We start from the raw sequence: 24118 nt of genomic DNA, 5'->3' as shown, positions 1-24118 counted from the left end.
AAGCTCATTACTAGGGTGCGACAACCTTTCGGAGCTTCCCGAAAGTCTGTTGCAGGGGTGCGACAACCTTTCGGGAAAGGCAGAAAGCTATAGACTAGCCCTCGGCTTTGTTTTTCCAGTAGTCTACCTGATCTTTTAGCTCTTTGATACGTTCTTCGTATTGCTCGATCACAAAAGCATAAACTCCATTCTCAAATTTCTAGCTTCAAATTGCTAAAATAACTACTTTTGCATCATCATGGAAAAGTCAAAAAAGAAAGCAGCCATAGGCTTTATTTTTATCACCTTACTGATCGATATTACAGGCTGGGGAATCATCATCCCTGTAGTTCCGCAACTGATCAAAGAGCTGATACATGCAGACATCAGCGAAGCAGCAAAATATGGCGGATGGCTTGGTTTTGCGTATGCTTTTACCCAGTTTATTTTTTCACCGGTTGTTGGTAATCTTAGTGACAAATTTGGAAGGAGACCTATTATTTTGATCTCTCTTTTCGGTTTTGCGGTTGATTATATTCTTTTGGCATTGTCACCGACCATTGTCTGGCTTTTCATAGGAAGAGTTATTGCCGGAATTACGGGTGCAAGTATCACCACCGCGAGTGCTTATATTGCAGATATTTCGACAGATGAAGACCGTGCAAAAAACTTTGGTTTGATTGGTGCTGCGTTTGGTCTGGGGTTCATTATTGGACCTGTCATTGGTGGTGTTTTAGGACATTACGGAGCAAGAGTTCCGTTTTATGCAGCAGCAGTTTTATGCTTATTAAATTTCCTTTACGGGTATTTTATACTTCCCGAAAGTTTAGATAAAGATAAAAGAAGAGAATTTAGCTGGAGAAGAGCAAATCCGGTTGGTTCATTTAAGTTTCTGGGCAAGCATCCTGAAATTTCAGGGTTGATTGTTGCTTTAATTTTAATTTATATCGCGGGACATGCCGTACAAAGTAACTGGAGCTTTTTTACGATGTATGAATTTGACTGGACAGAGCGAATGGTTGGTATTTCCTTAGGAGTTGTCGGGCTTTTGGTTGGCTTGGTTCAGGGAGTTCTGATCCGTTGGACAACTCCGAAATTGGGCGAACAGAAAAGTATTTATTACGGTTTGTCGCTGTATGCGTTGGGTCTTTTGCTTTTTTCCTTTGCTTCAGAAGGATGGATGATGTTTGTCTTTCTGGTTCCTTATTGTTTGGGTGGAATCTGCGGTCCGGCTTTGCAGTCTGTCATTACCAAAAGTGTTCCCGGAAACGAACAAGGTGAACTTCAGGGAGCCTTAACGAGTTTGATGAGCGCCACAGCGATTATCGGGCCTCCGATGATGACCAATCTGTTTTACTTTTTCACTCACAGCGAAGCGCCGTTTAAGTTTTCCGGAGCGCCGTTTTTTTTAGCATTTATATTAATGGCAATCAGTGTTGTGATTACCTATTTTGCCTTTCAGAAAAAGAAGGCTTAAAATTTATTTAAAATTAAACATCAAAACATCTTTTTTATATAATCTTTTGTAATTTAGCATCATGGAATTAAGCATTGGAGAAATGGCGCTTGTTGCCATTGCAATTGTAGTATTATTCGGACCGGATAAGCTGCCTCAGATTGCCCGCGACCTTGGATCGGGAGTGAGAAAGATGCGTGGCGCAGTAGAAGATATCAAAACGGAAATCATGAAAGAAACAGACAATCCTGTATCTGAAATAAAACGTGAGATAGAAAAAGTGAAAGATGCTGCCAAAGATTTTGATCCTACAAAAAACATTCAGAAAGATATTCTTGCAGAGCCTTCTTCCGATGAAATTCCAAAACTAAAACCTTCCGAAGATGATACCTACGAAGGGCCGGTAAGCAGATAATATGGAAGAGATCATTCTGGAAGACAAAAAGGTATTTCTTTACCTTAATAATTTGGGAGATACGCCTTTTGACCAGTTTTGGATCATGATATCTTCAACCTGGATCTGGGTTCCGCTTTATATTATTTTCTTTTACTTTCTATATAAAAACTTTAAACTTAAATCTTTACTTTATATTCTTTTGTTTATTGCGATCGGCGTTACTATTTCGGATCAGGTTGCAGGAATTTTTAAATACGGCGTTGCCAGATTAAGGCCTTGCCACGATCCGGGCTTACAAAGCTACATGAGAATTGTAAAGTGTGGCGGGCAGTTTGGTTTTTATTCTGCACATGCTTCCAATACTTTTTTTTTAGCAAGCTATTTAAGTTTTTTATTAAAAGATAAGCTCAAATGGTTCCCATATATTATATTTATTTGGGCTATAATAGTAGCATATAGCCGTATTTATTTAGGCGTGCATTTTCCGATAGACATTTTAATGGGTGCTTTTGTTGGAATTTTGCTGGGAAGCTTTTTTGCCTTCCTTGCTAAGAAAGTGATCAGGAAACAAGCCTTTAATGACAATCAATCATTATGATAAGGTTTTCCCTGTAAAATCTGATCAGCTCTATATAATTGCTCAACAATAAATAAACGGATCATTTGGTGCGTGAAAGTCATTTTAGATAAAGACATTTTTTCATTGGCTCTGTTATAGACTTCGTCTGAGAAACCATAAGCTCCACCAATCAAAATATGAATCTTTTTTACTGAAGAATTCATCCAGTTGTCTATTTTCTGAGAAAATTCTCTGCTTGTGAATTGTTTTCCTTTTTCATCTAAAATAGCAACCCAGTCGTTTTTATCAATATGATTTAAAAATAATTTGGCTTCTTCTTTTTTTAAAAGATCAGGAGAAAGGTTTTTGGCATTTTTAATATCAGGGATTTCAACGATTTCAAAATTCCAGTGTTTTGGAAGACGGTTGAGATAATAATTGATGAGAGAAGTGATTTCTTTGTCATCTGTTTTCCCGATGCAGACTAAATTGATACGCATTTCTTATATTTGCTATGCACAAATATAGTTTATGAATGTGAAAACGCCCAACTTCATTATAAAAATTCAGGAATTCTTTGACGATATACACCTTCCGGTGTTGGGAATATCGCTTTGGCAACTTTTTCAGATTTATATTTCGGGAATTTTTAAAGGGAATATCGGACGAAAGGCAGCAAGTATTTCATGGAGCTTTACTTTGAGTCTTTTTCCATTCCTTTTGTTTTTACTGTCTGTGATTCCGTATATGCCGCATTACGATAAGCTTCAGTTTTATATTTTTGAGGTTTTGATGCACAATATTTTCCCATCCAATATTGAAGGCGATGTGAGAGATTATATTGAAACCAATATTATCCCAAACATGAAGGGAATCAGTAATTTAACGATTCTTATTGCCTTGGTTTTTGCCACCAACGGAACCTTTTCCATCATCAGTGGATTTAATGAAAATTCTGAAGAAAAATTAACGGATGTAAAAGAGTTTATTCTTTCTTTTTTTATTACAATAGGCTTTGTTACGATTGTTTTTTTAGCCCTTTTTGGTGTTTATTATTCTGAGGTTGTGCTCAAGCTTTTTACGCCGTCTTACAATATTTCGTGGCTCGTCAATAACCTTTCAAAGATCATTGGTTTTGTATCTTTTCCACTATTTTTCTTCCTGCTTTTGGCGTTGTTTTATTGGTTGGGAACGGTGAAAATCATCAGATTCAGACAAGCAGTTCCTGGCGCTATTCTTACAACGATTTTGTTCATCGTTACGACTTATTTCTTTACGCTTTACGTTAAAAATATTGCACGTTACAACGTTTTGTATGGCTCCATCGGAAGCATGATTTTATTGATGATTTGGGTAAATGTAAATGTATATCTTCTTCTTTTTGGTAATGAATTGAATATGGCTTTACGAAAGTTGCGGATCGAAAAGCTGCTTTCAGATGAAATTAAAAAAGAGGCTTCTCATTATCATTCTGAGAATTCAGAGCCCAATCTTGAAGGTGATGAAGAGCACATGCGCAAAATAGAAATTGAAAAAAAGAAAGATGATACTTAAAAGATCAATACTTTTTAAGTTTTAATTCAAATTCCAGCCGCTAATCTTGATAATATAGTTAATAAAAAAAGCCTAAAAAGTTGTTTAAACTTATTAAGCTTTGATTTGTTTAAATTATACAATTAAAATATTACTTATCTTCAGCAAGACTTTTATTTTTTGAAGAATTTCGGTTTAAAATAATATATCCTAAAATAGCTGCTAAAAACGAAGCAATCAATATCGCAAATTTAGCTTCATCCTGAATTAGGATTTCACCTTTGAATGAAAGCAAAGCAATGAAAATAGACATTGTAAAGCCAATTCCGGCTAAAAGGCCGACCCCAATCATTTGGGTCCATGAGCTGTTGTGAGGGAGCGAACTTACCCTTAATTTAATAGCTACAAATGAAAACAGGTTGATGCCAATCAGCTTTCCTAAAACCAATCCACAAATAATTCCCAGTCCCAAATTGCTGAATAAACCGTCTACCATTCCGTTGGTGAAGGTAATATTGGTATTGGTAAGCGCAAACAAAGGCATAATTAAAAAGCTGACCGGATAATGCAGCTGATGTTCCAGCTTTTCCAAAGGTGATATTTCTATTTTTGAAGAATTGGTCGGAATGGAAAACGCAAGTATAACGCCTGCAATCGTCGCATGAATACCGGAATGATGCAAAAAATACCAAAGAAATAATCCCGGAATAATGTAAAAAGCAATCCTGGTAACTTTGAAGTAATTTAAGAGAAATAATAAAGCTGTAATACCCAAAGAAAGGAATATGTAAAGCCAATGGATCTGGTCTGTATAAAAGATCGCAATGACTAAAATTGCACCCAAATCATCAACAATAGCCAAGGCTGCAAGAAATATTTTTATAGAGTTTGGGATTTTACTTCCAAGCATAGAAATGATCGCCAGAGAAAAAGCAATATCAGTGGCCATGGGAATTCCCCAGCCGTTGCTGTAATCTGTACCGTAGTTGAAAAAAGCAAATATCAGTGCCGGAACCACCATCCCGCCAATTGCTGCGAAAATAGGAAGCGAGGCATTCTCGAAAGATGAAAGCTCACCTTCCACGATTTCTCTTTTGATTTCTAGCCCCACCAAAAGGAAGAAAACTGCCATCAAACCGTCGTTGATCCAAATATGCAAAGGATATTTAAGATGCAAAAGTTCTGATCCTATTTCCTTATCCAAAAAAAGCTGAAAAGTTTCAGCTAATGAAGAATTGGCAATGCCCAACGCCAGTGCTACACAAAAGATAAGTAAAATCCCTGATGACTGGTTGCTGTTAAAAAATTTTAAAAAATACCTGCTTAAATTCATATTCTTACTACTTTTGATACTCCGTTTATTCCTTTTAATTTTTTAAATGTTTCATCAAGCTGGCCTCTGTTTTTTACTTCAAGATTGATGTTTCCGGTAAAAACACCATTGTTTGATTCGATCGACATACTTTTCATATCCATTCCCATTGCGCCGCTTATTACAGCCGTAATATCATTAATCATGCCCATTCTGTCGAGTCCTTCGATCTCAATTTTTATACGGTTTTTGAAGCTTTCTTCATTCACCCATTTTGCAGGAATCACCCGGTAATCGTATTGCGCTCTCAAATTGATCGCATTGGGGCAATTATCACTGTGAACTTTTATCCCTTCCGAAATCGTAATAAAGCCAAATATTTTATCACCCGGAATTACCGTACAACATTTTGCATAACTGTAATTAAGCTTTTCTTCATCTTTTCCGAAAACAATCATGTCGAGATTGATCTCTTTCGGTTCTTCGTAATGTTGATTTTTGTTGGTCGTTCTTTTGAATCTCGAAAGTAAATTGTTGAATACATTTTTACTTTCAATATATTTTCTTAAACTGCTTGCATCCAGCTCGTTTGTCTGGAATTTTAAAAACAGCTCTTGTGAAGTTTTAAGGTTGAAAAATTTCTGAAGCTTATTGATTTCTTCATCATTAAAATTAATTTTTGCATGACGAAGCTTTCTCTGAAGTATCTCTTTTCCTTCTTCTACAAGCGAGTTTTTCTCAGAATTTAAATAGCTTTTTATTTTAGATTTCGCTTTTGAAGTCACTACAAAATCCAACCAGTCAAACTTCGGTTTTTGGTTTTGAGATGAAAGAATGTCAACCTGATCTCCGTTTTGAAGAATATAAGATATAGGAACCAGCTTCCCGTTGATTTTTGCACCCAAACATTTCATTCCCAAATCGGAATGTACCGCAAAAGCAAAATCGAGTGCTGTTGCGTTGGTTGGGAGAATTTTGATTTCGCCTTTTGGAGTAAATACAAAAACTTCTTTTGAATATAAATTAAGCTTAATATTATCTAAAAGTTCAGAAGTCGTAAGATTTTGCTGCTGTTCCAGAATATCACGGATTTCGGTTACCCATTTTTCGAAATTTCTGTCGTCGCTGCTTTGTTTATAGCCTTCTTTGTATTTGTAATGGGCTGCAACACCTTTTTCTGCGATATCATCCATCCGTTCAGAGCGAATTTGTACTTCAATCCATTTTTTATCAGGTCCGAGAACCGTTAAATGCAGACTTTCATATCCTGTTGAACGTGGTTGAGTGATCCAATCGCGCATTCGGGAAGGATTGCTGTGATAAACATCTGTTACGATAGAATAGATTTTCCAGGCCAGGAATTTTTCGTTTTTCGCATCAGATTTATAAATAATTCTGATCGCATAATTGTCAAAAACCTCTTCAAAAGAAACGCCTTGCTTTAGTATTTTCCTGTAAATGGAAGAGATCGCCTTTGCGCGACCCTTTATTGTTACATTTAATCCTTCATCTTTTAACCTGTCAGAAACTTCCCGTTTAAATTCTTCAATATATTTTTCGCGACTTTCTTTGGCTAATTCTAGTTTTTCGGTAATTTCGTTGAAAACTTCGGGATTATTATATTTCAGCGAAAGATCTTCAAGCTCAGACTTTATGTTGTACAAACCCAGTCGGTGAGCCATCGGAGCATAAATATAAACCGTTTCGGAAGCGATCTTTTTCTGTTTATCGGGAGCCATGCTTTCCAGCGTTCTCATGTTGTGGAGACGGTCTGCAATTTTTATCAGAATCACCCTGAAATCTTCTGAAAGTGTCAACAAAAGCTTTCTGTAATTTTCAGACTGTACCGAGATATTCTGATGATTCATGATGGAAATCTTTGTCAATCCATTCACAATCGAAGCTATTCTTTCACCAAAAATCTTTTTCAGATCTTCATAGGTGTAATCCGAATCTTCAATCACATCATGCAATAAAGCGCAGGCAATAGACATTGCGCCAAGCCCGATTTCTTTTGCAACAATTTTTGCAACAGCAATAGGGTGGTAGATATAAGGTTCGCCGGATTTTCTTCGCTGATCTTTGTGTGCATCCAGTGCAATATCAAAAGCCTTTCGGATGAGTTTATTATTCTCTTCATCCAAAGTTCTGTATGTATTAGAAATCAGGTCTTTATACCTTGCTGAGATTTCTTTATTTTCTTGTTCTATGTCGTAACTCATCTGTGTAAAGGCTTTATTTGAACGAAAATACGAAAAATAATAGTATATGTCAAGGCAAAATAAAAATCCGTAGAATAGTTCCTACGGATTTCGGTTATAAGTTTTTATGATTTTTAGAATTTTACTTCAGAGTCTATTCCATTATGTTGAGCTTTCTTCCTGACATCGGGGCTGTTATGGATTTCAGCTCTGCTTCTCACGTCAATATATTTTTTTAAATTGCTGTACGATGCCTGATTAATACTCATATTTTCAAATAGATATGTTTTTAAAACAGAATTTTGGCCAAAAATATTTTTTGCCGTTTCTGCCTGTTCGTTATCTTTTATTTCAACGCTTGCCATATATTGCGAGTTGTTGCGCTCTTCTGTAAGATAAACAATGTAATCTGAGTTTTCAAATCCAGAAGTTTCCAATTCGTTCTCCAGTCGTTTATAATCACTGTGCTTTTCAAATACACCTGTTAAAATCTTAGTCATAATAATATGGTTTTAATTTGGTTGTTTAAAGATAGTAAATTTTCTTTATTGTTTCTAAAAAATTAATAAAAATATTTAAATTTTATTTTATCTATAACAAATTAATATTATTTATGATATTTCTATTGAATGAAATTAATGAATTTCAAGCATTAAATGTAACTTTTTTAAATGTAGAACTTACCTGATCTTTAACTTAATCTTTCATTTTTAATTTCATCAACAATTTCGGGATTCAATAAAGTTGAAATATCTCCGAAATTACTAAAATCACCTTCCGCGATTTTTCTCAAAATCCGACGCATTATTTTCCCTGAACGAGTCTTCGGAAGCCCTGAAACAAACTGAATTTTATCCAGTTTTGCAATGGGACCAATCTGGTCGGAAATCAATTGATTAATTTCTTTTTTTAGATTGTCTTTTTGACGGCTTTCTCCACTTTCTTTTAAAATTACAAATCCGTAAAGTGCATTTCCTTTAATATCATGCGGATAACCAACAATTGCAGATTCCGCTACCGCAGGATGTTCGTTGATACTGTCTTCGATAGGTGCTGTTCCAAGATTGTGGCCCGAAACAATTACAACATCATCCACACGTCCCGTGATTCTGTAATAGCCAACTTCGTCTCTCAAAGCACCGTCACCCGTAAAATATTTTCCCGGAAAAGCCGTAAAATAGGTTTCTTTATATCTTTGGTGGTCGCCCCAAATCGTTCTTGCAATTCCCGGCCATGGAAAACGGATGCAAAGATTTCCTGTAACTTGATTTCCGGTAATTTCGTTACGTTTATCATCCATCAAAACAGGCTGTATTCCCGGCAAAGGGAGAGTTGCATAAGTTGGTTTTGTAGGAGTGATAAAAGGAAGCGGAGAAATCATAATTCCGCCGGTTTCCGTTTGCCACCAAGTATCTACAATCGGGCATTTTTTTCTTCCGACGTGATCGTTGAACCAATGCCACGCTTCATCATTAATAGGTTCGCCAACAGAACCGATTACTTTTAATGAACTTAAATCGTGCTTATCAACCCATTCCGCACTTTCTTTCGCCAAAGAACGGATTGCAGTTGGAGCGGTATAGAATTGTGTAATTTTATGTTTTTCAATAACTTCCCAAAAACGATCCGGCTCGGGGTAAGTCGGAACTCCTTCAAAAATAACGGTTGTTGCGCCATTCAAAAGCGGTCCGTAAAGAATATAAGAATGTCCTGTTATCCAGCCAATATCTGCGGTACACCAATAAATGTCGTTTTCCTTATAATTAAAAACATTTTTAAAAGTATATGCGGTATAAACCATATAGCCGGCACAAGTATGGAGCATTCCTTTTGGCTTACCCGTTGATCCTGAAGTATATAAAATGAAAAGTGGATCTTCCGCATCCATAATTACGGTAACGAAATCCGGCGATGCTTTTTCATATAAATCTGCCATCCAATGATCTCTTCCTTCTTTCATTTTGATTTCGTTGTTGGTTCTTTTTACAACCAAAACATTTTCAACGGTCGGAGTTTTTTCAAGAGCTTCATCAACAATACTTTTTAGATCTAAAACTTTGTTTCCTCTGTAGCTTCCGTCTGAAGTAATTACCATTTTTGCACCGCAGTCATTCACTCTTGAAGCAACTGCAGACGCAGAAAATCCTGCAAAAATTACGGAATGAACGGCGCCTAATTTTGCGCAAGCCAGCATCGTAATCGCCAGTTCGGGAATCATCGGAAGATAAATACAGACTCTGTCGCCTTTTTCAATGCCCATTTCGCGCAAAATGTTTGCAGTTTTATTTACTCTTGTATAAAGTTCGTTGTATGAAATATGTTGTGGTTTTTCTTTCGGATCATTTGGTTCCCAGATTATTGCAGTCTTTTCGCCTCTGACCGAAAGATGCTTGTCGATACAATTTTTTGTGATATTTAATTTCGCATTTTTAAACCATGTGATTTTTGCTTCATTCATATCGTATTTTACGACCTTGCTCCATCTTTGATACCATACAAAATTTTGATCGGCTATTTTATCCCAGAATTTTTTAGGGTTTTTAATAGATTTTTTATATTCTTTAAAATAGTGTGGCAAATCTTCTATCAGGTAATTTCTCATATTTCTTTTCTGATTTATGGATACTAAATTAATATTTAATTTCCGGTTTATTCTTTTATCTGCACGTTTTTTTTGTGTTTATATAATTTATTTATTTTCCAATCACTTTAAAATATTCTGATAAATAACCATTTAAATTTAATCTGAATTTAACACTTATTTAAGATTAAATTACCTGTTTTAATTTATTGAACAAAAATAATATCTTTATAATTTGGTTTGTAAAGATACTATGCTTTAAATTTGCCGAAAATTCAGATAAATAAATGGAAATAGAAATTTCCTCATGCAAACATTTAGTATTTGTAAATGAAATACAGCAGGAAATGTATGATTCTGCACAGCGACGAGGAACCGGAATTGCAAAACGGTCAATTGAATATTTAAGCAAAAAGATTTCGGAAGGCAATGCCGTAATAGCAACTGAAAACGGAAAATGGGTAGGCTTCTGTTATATAGAAACCTGGTCGCACGGTAGGTTTGTGGCAAACTCGGGATTAATTGTTTCACCTGAATTTAGGCACAAAGGCACAGCTACTTTAATAAAAGAAAAGGTATTTGAACTTTCAAGGGAGAAATTTCCGGAGGCAAAAATATTTGGTTTGACGACAGGTCTTGCTGTAATGAAAATCAATAGCGATTTAGGTTACAAACCCGTAATTTATTCTGAATTAACGCAGGATGAAGAATTCTGGAGCGGCTGTAAAAGCTGTGTGAATTATGATATTTTAATGAAAAAAGAACGTAAAAACTGCCTTTGCACGGCAATGCTTTTCGTTCCTGATAATAATAAAATAAGTGAGGTTGATTATAAACAACCTGAAAATCAATATAAAAATGAGCAAGAAAGTAATCTTAGCGTTTAGCGGAGGTCTCGATACCTCTTACTGTGCCAAATATTTGAGTGAAACACTTGGATATGAGGTGTATGCAGGCACTGTAAATACCGGAGGTTTTTCTAAGGAAGAGGAAAAAGAACTGGAGAAAAAAGCCTTTGATCTTGGGGTAAAAGAATACAGGTGTGTTGATGCTCAGGAGGATTATTACAATTCTTGCGTAAAATATTTGATCTTTGGTAATGTCTTGAAAAACAATACGTATCCATTGTCTGTAAGTGCTGAACGTACGATTCAGGCGCAGGAAATTGCAAAATACGCCATTGAAATTGGTGCTGATGCGATTGCTCACGGAAGTACAGGTGCTGGAAATGACCAAGTCCGTTTTGATTTAATTTTTCAGGTAATGTGCCCAAATGTAGAAATTATTACGCCAATTCGTGATATGTCTTTATCCCGTGAAGAAGAAATAAAATTTTTGAAAAGCCACGGCTACGAAATGGAATTCGAAAAAGCACAATATTCTGTGAATAAAGGACTTTGGGGAACTTCAGTCGGAGGAAAAGAGACGTTAACTTCAAGAAATTATCTTCCGGAAGAGGCTTTTCCTTCTCAAATTAAAGAAACTCAGCCTTCAGAACTGGAAATTGAGTTCAAAAATGGTGAAGTTGTAGCGGTAAACGGAGAAAATTTTGAACATTCGGTGTATGCGATTCAAAAAATTGAAGAATTGGCTTCTGCTTATGGAATCGGTCGTGATATTCATGTTGGAGATACGATTGTTGGAATTAAAGGAAGAGTAGGATTTGAAGCGGCAGCGGCGTCTGTGATTATCAAAGCGCACCATTTATTGGAAAAACATACGCTTTCAAAATATCAGCAGATGATGAAATCTCAATTGTCTGACTGGTACGGAAACTGGCTTCACGAAGCACTTTTCTTAGATCCTGTGATGAGAAATATCGAGTCATTCTTAAATGATTCTCAAAAAACGGTAAGCGGAAAAGTTTTTGTGACCCTTCATCCATACAGATTTATCTTAAATGGAATTGAATCTAAACATGATCTAATGTCCGATAAATTCGGAAGCTATGGCGAAGCAAATAGGGCTTGGACAGGCGAAGATGTGAAAGGCTACACAAAAATCGTAAGCAATTCTTTAAATATATATCATCAGATTAATCAAAATATAAATTAATTCAACGAGAAGTCCCGAAGGGACGACTTAACAGAGGATAGGATGAAATCCTATCTAAACCAAAATAGAAATGATTGAGATTAATCAAAAAGAAATAAAAACAGCAGGAATCATCGGAGCCAACGGTTACACAGGAAGCGAATTGGTTCGTCTGCTGGCTTTTCATCCCCATGTGACTTTGAGTTTTTTATATAGTCGCTCAAATTCGGGGACAAAGATTTCAGATTTGTACCCGGATTTAGCGACGGTTTGTGAGATGGTTTTAACAGATAAGCCTGAAGATGTAGATATTTTATTTTTATGTCTTCCTCACAAAGAAAGCCAGAACTGGCTGACTCAAAATAATATTAAAGATGAAACGTTGGTCATCGATTTAGGAAATGATTTTCGTTTAGATGGTAATTTAGGAAACAGAAATTTTATCTACGGTTTGCCTGAAATCAACAAAAAACAACTTTTAGGAGCAAAAAGTATTGCCAATCCGGGATGTTTTGCGACAGCGATTCAACTGGCTTTGCTTCCATTAGCTCAAAAAGGATTGTTGAATGAGGTTTACACAACGGGAATTACAGGTTCAACAGGTGCCGGTCAGTCTTTGCAGCCAACTACGCATTTTACCTGGAGAAACGATAATATTTCAGCATATAAAACTTTGACACATCAGCATGTAGATGAGATTTTACAACAATTAGTTTCTTTTAATACGAATGAAATCAGTCTGAATTTTGTTCCATGGAGAGGGGATTTTGCGAGAGGGATTTTTACGAGTTCCACGGTGAAAACAGATTTAGAAATTTCAGGTATCAATCAATTGTATCATGATTTTTATGCAGATGAGCCTTTTCTAAAGGTAAGTGAGAAAGCAATTGATTTAAAACAGGTTGTCAACACCAATCGCTGTGTGATTCATATAGAAAAGAGTGGAAATGTTGCAGTTATTCACTCAGCGATTGACAATTTGTTGAAAGGAGCTTCCGGACAGGCTGTTCAAAACATGAACATTGCAATGGGTTGGGAAGAAAATTTAGGATTGAATTTAAAGCCGATTGCATTTTAAATGTGAATAGTCAATAAGTCAATCGTTAATTTTAAAACTCAAAGTAAAAACAGACCTAGGAAAATGGAGCGTTAAGAAAATTGAAATTTAATCCGTTAAAAAATTTCCACTGTTCAAAGCGCGAGACAATTTTTGAAATGAAAACAAATCTTCAATTCGCGCAAGTTTTGGAAATTTTAGGATTAAATTTTAATTTTTAGTGAAATTTTCCAGTCTTGAACTTTTGTTTCTTTTGCTTCAAGGCAAAAGAAATTAATTAAAACAAAAAAAATGAATTTATTCAACGTATATCCATTATTCAACATAAATCCGGTAAAAGCCCAAGGATCATTTCTTTGGGACGATAAAGGAGAAAAATATCTTGATTTTTATGGAGGTCATGCGGTAATTTCTATCGGGCACAACCATCCGCATTATCAAAGTCAATTAAAAAACCAACTAGATAAAATATCTTTCTATTCAAACTCGGTTCAGAATGAATTACAAATAGAATTGGCTGAAAAATTAGGAAAACTTTCAGGCTTGGAAGATTATAATTTATTTTTATGTAATTCAGGAGCTGAAGCAAATGAAAATGCTTTAAAACTGGCTTCTTTCCACAATGGAAAAAGCAAAGTGCTGTATTTTTCAGGTTCATTTCATGGAAGAACTTCAGCAGCGGTTTCTGTGACTGATAATCCTAAAATTGTAGCTCCGGTCAATTATGATGGAAGATTCATCAAATCTGAATGGAATAATATCGAACAACTTGAAGCAGTTTTTCAAAAACAAGGAGATGAAATTTCATCTGTAATTATCGAAGGGATCCAAGGTGTTGGAGGAATTATGATTCCAACGGTTGAATTTTTAACTAAAATCAAAGAATTGTGTGAAAAACATGATGCAGTTTTGATTTTAGATGAAGTTCAGTCAGGTTATGGAAGAAGCGGATATTTCTTTGCACATCAGGAATTTGGAATTGAAGCAGACATTATCACAACAGCAAAAGGAATGGGGAATGGTTTCCCGATTGGCGGTGTTTTAATTCACCCAAAATTTCAGGCAAGCAACGGTTTGCTGGGGACAACTTTTGGAGGAAATCACTTAGCTTGTGTCGCTGCGATTGCTGTCTTAGACGTTATGAAAGATGAAAATCTTATCGAAAATGCTCAGGGAATGGGTGAATATATTGAAAACGAAATTAAAGATTTTCCACATATTAAAGTAATCCGAAGGAAAGGCCTGATGATTGGAATTGAACTTGACAGGGATTGCTCGGAAGTGAGGAACAGCCTGTTGTACAATCATCATATTTTCACAGGAAACTCCAATGACAAGGCTGTGTTGAGGATTCTACCGGCGCTTAACATTAAAAAAGAAGAAACCGATTTATTTATTAATGCTTTGAAAGAAGTATTGGAGAATATTTAAATATGAAAATATGCAGTCTGTCATTCTGAATGAAACGAAGTGGAGTGAAGAATCTCCTTTTATAATATTAATAGATTCTTCCTTCGTCAGAATGACAAGCGTAACTTCCAATTGCTGAGTGAAATCGAAGATTCGACGTAGTCAAACGCCCTTGCGAACAAAAAAGTTTAGTAGTTAAAAAAAACTTTGCGACCATAGCGTTAAAAGCCCCAAAAAATATGTAAGATAAAAAATCTTTAAAATCAATTCAAAATGAAATGGATATTCCATTTGTCCATTGAAAAAATAAAAATTCTCAAATGAAAAAATTCACCTCTGTAAGTGACGTTGAAAACTTACAGGAAATTATAAAAAAAGCTTTACAAATTAAAGAAACTCCTCTTTCGGAAACCGAGAAAGGAAAAGGAAAAACAATCGGACTTGTATTTTTAAATTCAAGTTTAAGAACACGCTTAAGCAGTCAGATTGCAGCTCAGAATTTAGGCTTAAATGTATTAATATTAAATGCTGCTCAGGAAGCCTGGAACTTAGAATTCGCAGACGGAGCCGTAATGAATGGTGATACCGTAGAACATATCAAAGATGCCATTGAAGTGTTGAATCAATATTGTGACATTATTGCAGTTCGCTGTTTTGCTGGAATGAAAAGCAAGGAAGAAGATGTTAACGAAAGTATTTTAAGTCAGTTCGAGCAACACGCAAAAGTTCCGGTTATTTCTCTAGAATCTGCGACACGTCATCCTTTACAAAGTCTGGCGGATTGTATTACGATTACCGAAAACTGGCACTTTGATAAGCGTAAACCTAAAGTGGTTTTAACTTGGGCACCTCACATCAAGCCGATTGCTCATGCTGTTGGAAACTCTTTCGCAGAATGGATGCAGGAAATGGACGTTGAGTTCGTGATCGCTAATCCTGAAGGTTATGATTTAGATAAAAATTTCACAAAAGATGTAAAAGTAATTCACAATCAGAATGAAGCATTGAAAGATGCTGATTTTGTTTATGTGAAAAATTGGTCGTCTTTTGATGATTATGCAGCAATGCCTGAAGTGAAAGAAAACTGGATGTTGACGAATGAAAAACTAGTCAATACCAATCAGGGAAAAGTGATGCACTGTCTTCCGGTTCGTCGTAATGTAGAACTGAGTGATGAGGTGATGGATGGTGAAAATTCAATCATTTACCAACAGGCAAAAAACCGAATTTTCTCTGCACAAGCTGTTTTTTCCGAAATTTTGGATGAATTGAATTCTAAATATAATAAAACCTAACGGGTTTTCAAAACCCGTTAGGTTTAAAATCTCCTTAACTAATTGAGTTCAATAAGGAAGTCCCAAAGGGACGATTTAATAGAGGATAGGATAGAATCCTATCAATAATAAAATGAAAGAAAAACTATACATTATAAAAATCGGCGGAGCATTAATCGATGATGAGGAATTATTGAATGAATTTCTGGGACAATTTTCTGAAATCAAGGAAAGGAAGATTCTTGTTCATGGCGGCGGGAAATCAGCAACAATTTTAGCAGATAAATTAGGTGTTGAACAGAAAATGGTCAACGGACGAAGAATCACGGATAAAGATACGTTGGATATTGTGGCGATGGTCTATGCAGGAGGAATCAATAAAAATATTGTGGCAAAACTTCAGCAGAAAAAATGTAAAGCCATAGGTTTTTCGGGAGCTGACGCGAACTTAATTAAAGCTAAAAAAAGAGAACACGCAGAAATAGATTTTGGATTTGTAGGAGATATTGAGAAGAAAAGCGTGAACAGGAAATTGATTTCAAAATTAATTAAACTTAAACTCGTTCCGGTATTTTCAGCAATCACTCACGACAAAAAAGGTAACCTTTTCAATACCAATGCGGATACGATTGCTTCGGTGATTGCTCAAGCACTGTCTTCAAAATATGATGTTGAATTGTTGTATTGTTTTGATAAAGAAGGTGTTTTGGAGGATGTCGAAAATCCTGAATCTGTTATAAAAAATATTTCTGAACAAGAATTCTCTGTTTTAAAAAATAAAGGAAAGCTTCATAAAGGAATTTTACCAAAGTTAGAAAATGCTCTTGGAGCCATAAAAAATAATGTAAATAAGGTATTCTTAATTAAAGAAACCGAATTGAAAAATCATATAGAAAATCATCATGCAGGAACTGAAATCTGTTTATAGTAAAGAAGAATTACTGAATAATGCAGTTGATTTGTTGAAAAAACTGATTGAAATTCCGTCATTCAGCAAGGATGAATTTAATACGTCTGTGGAGATTGAAAACTTTTTTAAAAAGAACAATATTCCGACAAAACGTTTTAAAAATAACATCTGGGCGATGAACAAAAATTTCGATGTTTTCAAACCGTCCATTTTGCTGAATACACATCATGACACTGTAAAACCGAATAAAGCTTACACTTTAGATCCGTTTTTAGCGATTGAAAAGGACGGGAAGTTGTTTGGATTGGGAAGTAATGATGCGGGGGCTTCTCTGGTTTCCATGGCGCAGGTTTTTTTGCATTTTTATGATAAAGAAAATTTAAAATACAATGTAGTTATTGCTTTAACAGCGGAGGAGGAGATTTCAGGTTTTGACGGAATTGAAGCTTTATTTCCTCAACTACCCAATATCGAGCTCGCCATTGTAGGAGAACCAACGCAGATGAATCTGGCGATCGCGGAAAAAGGACTTTTGGTCATTGACGGGGAAATGAAAGGTACTCCTTCTCACGCTGCTCATCCGAATAAAGATAACTCAATTGTGAAATGTATGGAAGATGTACAGCAAATTTTAAGCTTTAAATTTCCAAAAGTTTCAGATTATTTGGGTGAAGTTAAAATTACCTTGTCGGGAATTCATGCGGGAGTTCAGCATAATGTTGTTCCCGAATCGTGCCAATTTACTTTGGATGTAAGAGTTACGGATGAATATTCTAACAAAGAAGCATTTGAAATCATTCAAGCACAGATGAAATCAACTTTGACGGCAAGATCTTTCAGGCTAAATTCTTCAAAAATCGAAATGGATCATCCTTTTGTACAGGCAGGTTTGGAAATTGGAAGGACAACTTACGGTTCGCCAACTTCATCCGATCAGGCAATTATTCCATGTACATCAGTGAAAATCGGTCCCGGCGATAGTAGGCGTTCTCACACAGCGGATGAGTACATATATATAAATGAAATAAAAGAAGGGATTGATATTTATATTCAAATCCTTGAAAAAGTTTTATAAAACGACTTAGGAAAATGGAGCGTTAAGAAAAATAGTTTTATGAACGTTAAGAAAATCCCACTGTTTGAGTGCGAGACAAATATCGAATTGAAGAACCAATATTCAATTCGCACGAGTATTGGGATTTTTAGAGAATGAAAATATTTTTTAGCGGAAGTTTCCAGTCTTGAATTTTTGTTTCTTTTGTTTCAAGACAAAAGAAAAAGGTCACAATAAAAATATTCTGATTGTCATTCTGAAAGGAACGAAGTGGATTGAAGAATCTAATTTTTTCAGAGAGATTCCTCCTTTGTCGGAATGACAAAATATGGTTTAAATTAAATAAAAGTAAGAAGATAAAGCAGTTGGTAATAAACTTCCAGTACTAAGCTTCCATCTTCCAACAAAAAAGAAAAATATGAAAAAAATATGGCAAAAAGATGACAATGCCACGAATATATTAGTCAACAAATTTACAGTCGGGAAAGATCTTGATTTTGATGAACGTTTGGCAAAATACGATGTCAAAGGTTCTATGGCGCATTGTAAAATGTTGGCAGAAGTTGGAATTATTTCCAATGAAGAATCAACGCAGATGTTGTCTGTTTTGGAAGAGATTTTGGAAGATATCGACAATGGTACTTTTGAAATCGATAAGGAAGCGGAAGATATTCATTCTCAGATTGAATCTATTTTAATTGAAAAGTTAGGTGATACAGGAAAAAAAATTCATACGGCTCGTTCCAGAAATGATCAGGTTTTATTGGATATTAAATTGTATTTATTAGATGAAATCCGTGAAATTACAGTTCTAACAGACGAATTCTTTCAAATTTTAATCAAATTTGCAGATCAGCATAAAAATGTTCTGCTTCCGGGATATACGCATTTACAAATCGCTATGCCTTCATCGTTTGGATTATGGTTTGGAGCTTATGCAGAAGCACTGCTGGATGATGTTGAGATGCTTTTTTCGGTTAAAAATATCATTAATAAAAATCCATTGGGTTCGGCGGCAGGTTATGGTTCGTCTTTTCCGATTGATCGTGAAAGTACAACCTATAATTTAGGTTTTCAATCGATGAATTATAATTCAGTTTACGCTCAGATGACGCGTGGAAAATCAGAGAAAATGTTGTCTATGGCGATGGCGACTTTGGCGGGAACGCTTGGGAAATTTGCGTATGATGTTTGTTTATATTTAAGTCAGAATTTTGATTTTATAAGCTTTCCGAAAGAGTTTACGACAGGAAGCAGCATTATGCCACACAAGAAAAATCCCGATATTTTTGAGTTGGTTCGTGCGCGTTGCAACAGAATCCAGTCGCTGCCGAATGAGTTTATTTTGTTGACGAATAATCTTCCTTCAGGCTATCACCGAGATATGCAGTTGACGAAAGAGATTCTTTTCCCGGCGATTGATTCTTTGAAAGAATGTCTGGAGATTTTAAGCTATACATTACCAAATATTCAGGTGAAAGATGGAATTCTGGAAGATGAAAAGTATAAATATCTTTTCAGCGTAGAAAAAATCAATGAAGAAGTGAAAAACGGAAGCTCGTTCCGTGATGCTTATGTAAAAGTAGGGCAGGAGATTGAAAATAATGAGTTTGATTTTGAAATAGGAAATCTAAATCATACTCATCAGGGAAGCTTGGGAAATCTCTGTCTGGATAAAATAGAATATCAGTTTAATAAATTGAAAAATAAACTATTGGGTTGATTTAATTAGGTAAAGAATTAGCCTTTATTAAAAATTAATAAAGGCTAATTTCTTTTTCTCTAAATATTAAAATAATGACAGTTGATGCTCAATTTTTGGGTGAAAAGTACCAATTATCATAAATGGATTTTTCGCAGTTAAATGATGTAGCTTGGAAGTGCCTAAAAATAGATGTAAATCCTTCGTTTTAGCAAAATTTTCAAAATACATATTTTTTACATCTTTTACAGCTTTCGTTTCATCTCCCTCATGTTTTGCTAAACAATTCCAATAAAGCTGTCCAATTTCCCAATCTTCAATCATCATTTTACTTCGTTTTCCATTACAATCTTTTAATACGTATGAAAATTTGTAAGGCAGTTTTCTTACGACTTCAAAGATTGCTTCCTCTTGAGCAAATAAGTTACTTCTCCTGTCCTGTTCCAATCTCGCCAGTTTGTTTTTATCCCACTCTCTTTCAACAGCTTCAATAGTAAAATCTAAAATTTCTGTTGGTTTGAATGTTGCTAAAGAAGTCATTACTTTCCTATCTTTTGCTTCTGCTATTAATTTATCAATATCAGTGTATATTTTATTTTTCAGGACTATATCCTTTCTTAATAACCAATTTCCTTTTGTGTCAATATGATCTAAAATTTTAATCTCGGTTTCATAAGAAACAGGACGATAGCTTTCAAATCTATAATCACTTTCATTTTTGACTAAATCAATCTCTATCCAGTCATATTTTTTATATTGCTCTCCAAAAGTTTTTTTGCGAAATTGTACAGGATATATTCTAATCCAAGTACCATCTTCACAAAACCCAGCAGTGCAAACTAATTCATCATATTTATTTGAGATTGCTGGATAGGTTTTGACTGTTATTAAAACTTTTGTTTTTGCCATATCAAATGTGTTTTAATTCATATATGAAATTTGGATTTTCAGTAATTGCTTCTGCTAAATGCTTCCGATGACATTGACAAATATCAGATTCAAAACAAGTTAATGCTATCCTTTTCTTTTCAATAAGCAAGTTTAATATTTTTTCTTGAATATTCAGAGTATTTGGTAAATTATTATTTTTATAATTTTCAAATAAAATATCATAATCGTTTTGACAATTTAATTCTTGCCTTGCGTCTGAATGTATTCCGACTTCTGGAAAATGAATATATTCAATTCCTAAAGCATTACAGAATTTTAATAATGAAGATTTACTAAACCCATATTTCATACTTAACGGATTTCTTCTAACATCTACTAAAATTTTTACATCATTTTTAATTAATCTGATAAAATATTCTTCTAAAGAAATTCCCTCATATCCAATAGTGAATAAAATTGTGTCATTATTAATAGGGATTGCATTTAATACTCTTTGATATAAGGTTGGATTTAAAATGTTTTTAGCTTTTACACTCTTTATCGCCCAAAAAGGATAGTTGATATATGTATGTTTCATTAATGAATTAGCATCCATTTCACCATAGAGTTTTTTTAATTCTTCTATTTTTTTTCTATCTAAGATTTTTAACGATTGTAGGTAGTCAGTTTCGTCATTTTTTTTATAACTAGATTCTGAATCTACTAACATGCCTTTTTTAACCATAGCATTTAAGTCAGCATTTGCCGAAAATGAGAAACAACCATACTTGTAGGGAACAAAGTCGTATTCTGGATTTTGCTTATGTTTTGTATATAAAAAAAGTAGTTTTTGAAGTCGAATTTTATCTAATTCGTTTTCGAAAACCTGCAACAAAGCTAAAAGTATTTTTCTTCTATAAAACATTTTGCAAAGGTAGTGATTTTACTACTTTGGTATTTTATTAGAATCAATTTAAAAAAAAGTAGAAGTTGTTATTATCCCAAGTCAATCTTAAACTTAGTCGACTTTTTCACCTCATGAAGCACTATAGAGCTGTGATATTGCCCGATATTTGGAATATTTGAAATTACATTTACGGCAAATTCATTGTATGAATTAATGTCTTTTGCGATAATCTTCAACATATAATCATATTCGCCAGAAAGGCTGATAATTTCCTGAACTTCATCATATTTTCCGATGTTTTTCTCAAATGTTTCAAGAACTTTTTGAGATTGTTCCTTGAGACGGATATTGCAGTAAACAACAATATTTAAGCCTAATTTTTCCCGGTTCAAAAGACCAACATATTTCTCAATAATGCCTTGTTTTTCCAGCTGTTTGATACGCTCATAAGTCGGAGTAAAAGTAAGGCCGATTTTTTCCGAAATTTCTTTTACAGAATAGGTAGAATCTTCCTGAATAATACTGAGAATCATCCTGTCTTTTAAATCCATATAAATAAAATTTGAGTTTTAACAAAAATAGTATTTAATAATGAAAATATAGAAACAATAAAGTTTTAGTTTAATTAAATTTTGATTTTGTCAGTTAACAAAATTGTTATATCTTTGCACCTAATGAATAACACAGTATTTATATCATTAGAATTACCGGGCGTAGACGCCCTTTACGATATTTATTTATTTTAAGCGAAGATATTTTCTTCGCTTTTTTTTTGTAAAAATTTGAGATTTATGTTTACGATTACAGAATTAAGTACCGAGAGAATCAACAATATACTGACAGAAGCGATAGCTTTTGCCGATGGAAAAACCACTCAAGTTGAAGGAGAAGTTTTTTGTTCAAATCTTTTCTTTGAAGACAGTACCAGAACGAAAACAAGCTTTGATATTGCCGAAAGGAAATTGGGCTTGCAGGTTGTACCTTTCGATGCATCTCACAGTTCTGTAAACAAAGGCGAAAGTTTGTATGACACCGTAAAAACGATCGAAAGTTTAGGAGTAAATTTAGTCGTGATCAGAGACAAAAAAGATAGATATTTTGATGAATTAAAGAATATAAAGATTCCTGTCATCAATGGAGGAGACGGAACGGGAAATCATCCGTCACAATGTATGTTGGATTTAATGACGATTTATCAGGAATTCGGAAAATTTGAAGGCTTAAAAATAGGAATTGTAGGCGATGTAAAACACAGCCGAGTTGCCAATTCAAATGCAGAAGCATTAAGAAGATTAGGTGCAAAAGTGTATTTTTCAGGACCTGAGCAATGGTTTGATGAAGGAGCTATAATTAACGGAACCTATTTATCTGTTGATGAATTAATTAAAGAAGTTGATGTTTTAATGTTGTTAAGAATTCAACACGAAAGACATGATGCAAAGATGAGTTTTTCCGCTTCGGAATACCACAAAAAATATGGTTTAACGAAAGAACGAGAAAAAGTCATGAAAAAAGAAGCAATTATCATGCATCCGGCTCCAATCAACAGAGGTGTTGAGATTGATACAGATTTGGTTGAATGTGAGCGCTCAAGAGTTTTCAAACAAATGCAAAACGGTGTTTTTGCTAGAATGGCAATTTTAAAAGAAGCCTTGGAAGGACAAGGATTTAAGTTTAAATAAATATAAAAAGTAAAAAGTATTCATAAATACATAAATATGTGAATACATTTTACAATAATAGAAAAGTAAAAGAATAAAGAGATAAAGAAAATGAAGAAAAAATTAATACTGGAGTCCGGTGAAGTATTTCATGGAGAAGGTTTCGGAGCAGAATTGGAAACTGCAGGAGAAGTGGTTTTCAATACAGGAATGACGGGTTATCAGGAGCTGATTTCCGACCCGTCATACTGCGGTCAGATTGTTTGCATGACGTATCCTCTTATCGGAAACTATGGGATTAATAGAGATGATTATGAGAGTATTGAGCCGGCAATAAAAGGACTTATTGTAAAAGAAATTTGCGATTTGCCTTCGAATTTCCGTACTCAGATTACTTTGAATGAATTATTCAAAAAGAAAAACCTTTCAGGAATTTCGGGAATTGACACAAGAAGACTGACAAGAATTCTTCGTAATTCCGGAGTGGTGAAAGGAAAAATCGTCAACGGTGATACAGACGAAAATACAGTGGTTGAAGAATTAAAATCAACAACTTTCCCGACAGATCAGGTAGCAACAGTTTCTACAAAAACACCTTACGCAAATCCGGGAAGAGGTTTCAAGGTTGTTTTGGTAGATTTTGGATCTAAATTGGGGATTATCAGAGAATTATCTCAAAGAAACTGCGACATTATTGTTGTTTCGCATGATACAACTGCAGAAGATATTTTATTAATGGATCCGGACGGAATCATGCTGTCAAACGGTCCCGGAGACCCTGAAGATAATCAAAAGGCTTTAGAAATGATTCGTGGATTGTTGGGAAAAGTTCCAATCTTCGGAATTTGTTTAGGACACCAATTAATAGGTTTGGCTTGTGGAGCGAAAACTTTCAAGTTAAAATTCGGACACAGAGGAGGAAATCACCCTGTTTTAGATTTAGAGAAAAATAAAGTAGCAATTACTTCTCAAAATCACGGTTACGCGGTCGATCAGGAAAGTATTAAAGGAACAGATTTAATTGAAACACACATCGCATTAAACGACAGAACAAACGAAGGTCTGAAACACAAAATTCACCCTTGTTTCTCAGTTCAATATCACCCGGAAGCAAGCCCGGGCCCGGAAGATGCGAACTACTTATTCGATGATTTCATTAATTTAATGGAAAACTTCAAAAAGTAAGACAAGTTTTGTCATTCAGAACGGAGCGAAAGCAAA

The 24118-nt window shown here is 34.7% G+C and carries 22 protein-coding genes; 14 read left to right on the top strand and 8 right to left on the bottom strand.

The window, feature by feature from the left end:
• Positions 1 to 238: 238 nt before the first annotated feature.
• The 3 genes from AC6CHK_RS09510 to AC6CHK_RS09500 all read left to right on the top strand — a co-directional run bounded on the left by AC6CHK_RS09510 (position 239) and on the right by AC6CHK_RS09500 (position 2430).
• Positions 239 to 1456 carry a TCR/Tet family MFS transporter gene (locus AC6CHK_RS09510; protein ID WP_498095492.1) on the top strand — a complete coding sequence of 406 codons (1218 nt, stop codon included), beginning with the start codon at positions 239 to 241 and terminating at the stop codon, positions 1454 to 1456.
• A gap of 61 nt (positions 1457 to 1517) precedes the next feature.
• Positions 1518 to 1850 (top strand): Sec-independent protein translocase subunit TatA/TatB, encoded by a 333-nt coding sequence (locus AC6CHK_RS09505; RefSeq protein WP_498095490.1) that lies wholly within the window; start codon positions 1518 to 1520, stop codon positions 1848 to 1850.
• A gap of 1 nt (position 1851) precedes the next feature.
• Entirely contained in the window at positions 1852 to 2430 is a 579-nt protein-coding gene (locus tag AC6CHK_RS09500) for a phosphatase PAP2 family protein (RefSeq protein WP_498095488.1), read from the top strand.
• On the opposite strand, the gene AC6CHK_RS09495 is transcribed toward AC6CHK_RS09500, so the two are convergent.
• On the bottom strand, positions 2418 to 2891 hold the full coding sequence (locus tag AC6CHK_RS09495) for a 23S rRNA (pseudouridine(1915)-N(3))-methyltransferase RlmH (RefSeq protein ID WP_498095486.1): 474 nt from the start codon (positions 2889 to 2891) through the stop codon (positions 2418 to 2420). The two genes, AC6CHK_RS09500 and AC6CHK_RS09495, sit on opposite strands and share 13 nt — an antisense overlap.
• Positions 2892 to 2922: 31 nt before the next feature.
• On the opposite strand from AC6CHK_RS09495, the gene AC6CHK_RS09490 reads away from it, so the two are divergent.
• Complete coding sequence (locus tag AC6CHK_RS09490) at positions 2923 to 3945, top strand: YihY/virulence factor BrkB family protein (RefSeq protein ID WP_498095484.1); 1023 nt, start codon at positions 2923 to 2925, stop codon at positions 3943 to 3945.
• A gap of 130 nt (positions 3946 to 4075) precedes the next feature.
• On the opposite strand, the gene nhaA is transcribed toward AC6CHK_RS09490, so the two are convergent.
• From nhaA to acs, 4 genes are all read right to left on the bottom strand, one after another.
• Positions 4076 to 5257, bottom strand: coding sequence for a Na+/H+ antiporter NhaA (nhaA, locus tag AC6CHK_RS09485; RefSeq protein ID WP_498095482.1), 1182 nt, complete (start codon positions 5255 to 5257; stop codon positions 4076 to 4078).
• Positions 5254 to 7458, bottom strand: coding sequence for a RelA/SpoT family protein (locus AC6CHK_RS09480; protein ID WP_498095480.1), 2205 nt, complete (start codon positions 7456 to 7458; stop codon positions 5254 to 5256). The genes nhaA and AC6CHK_RS09480 overlap by 4 nt, the downstream gene beginning before the upstream one ends.
• Positions 7459 to 7571: 113 nt before the next feature.
• Complete coding sequence (locus AC6CHK_RS09475) at positions 7572 to 7937, bottom strand: hypothetical protein (protein WP_498095478.1); 366 nt, start codon at positions 7935 to 7937, stop codon at positions 7572 to 7574.
• 191 nt (positions 7938 to 8128) lie between these two features.
• On the bottom strand, positions 8129 to 10039 hold the full coding sequence (acs, locus tag AC6CHK_RS09470; RefSeq protein ID WP_498095476.1) for an acetate--CoA ligase: 1911 nt from the start codon (positions 10037 to 10039) through the stop codon (positions 8129 to 8131).
• 266 nt (positions 10040 to 10305) lie between these two features.
• On the opposite strand from acs, the gene AC6CHK_RS09465 reads away from it, so the two are divergent.
• The 8 genes from AC6CHK_RS09465 (at position 10306) to argH (ending at position 19480) form a co-directional block, all read left to right on the top strand.
• A complete protein-coding gene (locus AC6CHK_RS09465) occupies positions 10306 to 10905 on the top strand; it encodes a GNAT family N-acetyltransferase (protein ID WP_498095474.1) in 600 nt (199 codons plus the stop codon).
• Positions 10877 to 12073: an argininosuccinate synthase gene (locus AC6CHK_RS09460; RefSeq protein WP_498095472.1), complete on the top strand. Its 1197-nt coding sequence runs from the start codon at positions 10877 to 10879 to the stop codon at positions 12071 to 12073. Before AC6CHK_RS09465 ends, AC6CHK_RS09460 begins: the two co-directional genes overlap by 29 nt.
• A 70-nt stretch (positions 12074 to 12143) precedes the next feature.
• Complete coding sequence (gene argC / locus AC6CHK_RS09455; RefSeq protein WP_498095470.1) at positions 12144 to 13130, top strand: N-acetyl-gamma-glutamyl-phosphate reductase; 987 nt, start codon at positions 12144 to 12146, stop codon at positions 13128 to 13130.
• A gap of 270 nt (positions 13131 to 13400) precedes the next feature.
• The gene (locus AC6CHK_RS09450; RefSeq protein WP_498095468.1) at positions 13401 to 14540 is read left to right on the top strand and encodes an aspartate aminotransferase family protein; all 1140 of its coding nucleotides are present in this window, start codon (positions 13401 to 13403) and stop codon (positions 14538 to 14540) included.
• A 299-nt stretch (positions 14541 to 14839) separates the two neighbouring features.
• Positions 14840 to 15814 carry an N-acetylornithine carbamoyltransferase gene (locus tag AC6CHK_RS09445; RefSeq protein ID WP_498095466.1) on the top strand — a complete coding sequence of 325 codons (975 nt, stop codon included), beginning with the start codon at positions 14840 to 14842 and terminating at the stop codon, positions 15812 to 15814.
• A gap of 112 nt (positions 15815 to 15926) precedes the next feature.
• A complete protein-coding gene (argB, locus tag AC6CHK_RS09440) occupies positions 15927 to 16721 on the top strand; it encodes an acetylglutamate kinase (RefSeq protein ID WP_498095464.1) in 795 nt (264 codons plus the stop codon).
• Positions 16696 to 17778: a M20 family metallo-hydrolase gene (locus AC6CHK_RS09435; protein WP_498095462.1), complete on the top strand. Its 1083-nt coding sequence runs from the start codon at positions 16696 to 16698 to the stop codon at positions 17776 to 17778. Before argB ends, AC6CHK_RS09435 begins: the two co-directional genes overlap by 26 nt.
• A gap of 397 nt (positions 17779 to 18175) precedes the next feature.
• A complete protein-coding gene (argH, locus tag AC6CHK_RS09430) occupies positions 18176 to 19480 on the top strand; it encodes an argininosuccinate lyase (RefSeq protein ID WP_498095460.1) in 1305 nt (434 codons plus the stop codon).
• 66 nt (positions 19481 to 19546) lie between these two features.
• On the opposite strand, the gene AC6CHK_RS09425 is transcribed toward argH, so the two are convergent.
• The 3 genes from AC6CHK_RS09425 to AC6CHK_RS09415 form a co-directional block, all read right to left on the bottom strand.
• On the bottom strand, positions 19547 to 20368 hold the full coding sequence (locus tag AC6CHK_RS09425; protein WP_498095458.1) for a DUF8758 domain-containing protein: 822 nt from the start codon (positions 20366 to 20368) through the stop codon (positions 19547 to 19549).
• Position 20369: 1 nt separating this feature from the next.
• Entirely contained in the window at positions 20370 to 21254 is an 885-nt protein-coding gene (locus AC6CHK_RS09420; RefSeq protein ID WP_498095456.1) for a DUF488 domain-containing protein, read from the bottom strand.
• A 71-nt stretch (positions 21255 to 21325) separates the two neighbouring features.
• Positions 21326 to 21787, bottom strand: coding sequence for an Lrp/AsnC family transcriptional regulator (locus tag AC6CHK_RS09415; RefSeq protein ID WP_498095454.1), 462 nt, complete (start codon positions 21785 to 21787; stop codon positions 21326 to 21328).
• Positions 21788 to 22027: 240 nt separating this feature from the next.
• Between AC6CHK_RS09415 and AC6CHK_RS09410 the strand changes: the two genes are divergently transcribed.
• Together AC6CHK_RS09410 and AC6CHK_RS09405 are read left to right on the top strand one after the other, a co-directional pair.
• On the top strand, positions 22028 to 22918 hold the full coding sequence (locus tag AC6CHK_RS09410) for an aspartate carbamoyltransferase catalytic subunit (protein ID WP_498095452.1): 891 nt from the start codon (positions 22028 to 22030) through the stop codon (positions 22916 to 22918).
• A gap of 90 nt (positions 22919 to 23008) precedes the next feature.
• Positions 23009 to 24082, top strand: coding sequence for a carbamoyl phosphate synthase small subunit (locus tag AC6CHK_RS09405; RefSeq protein WP_498095450.1), 1074 nt, complete (start codon positions 23009 to 23011; stop codon positions 24080 to 24082).
• Positions 24083 to 24118 lie beyond the last annotated feature (36 nt).

Source organism: Chryseobacterium sp. GQ58 (assembly GCF_059758895.1).
The sequence above is the reverse complement of the archived record's forward strand: the minus strand, read 5'-3'. Positions and strand labels throughout refer to the sequence as shown.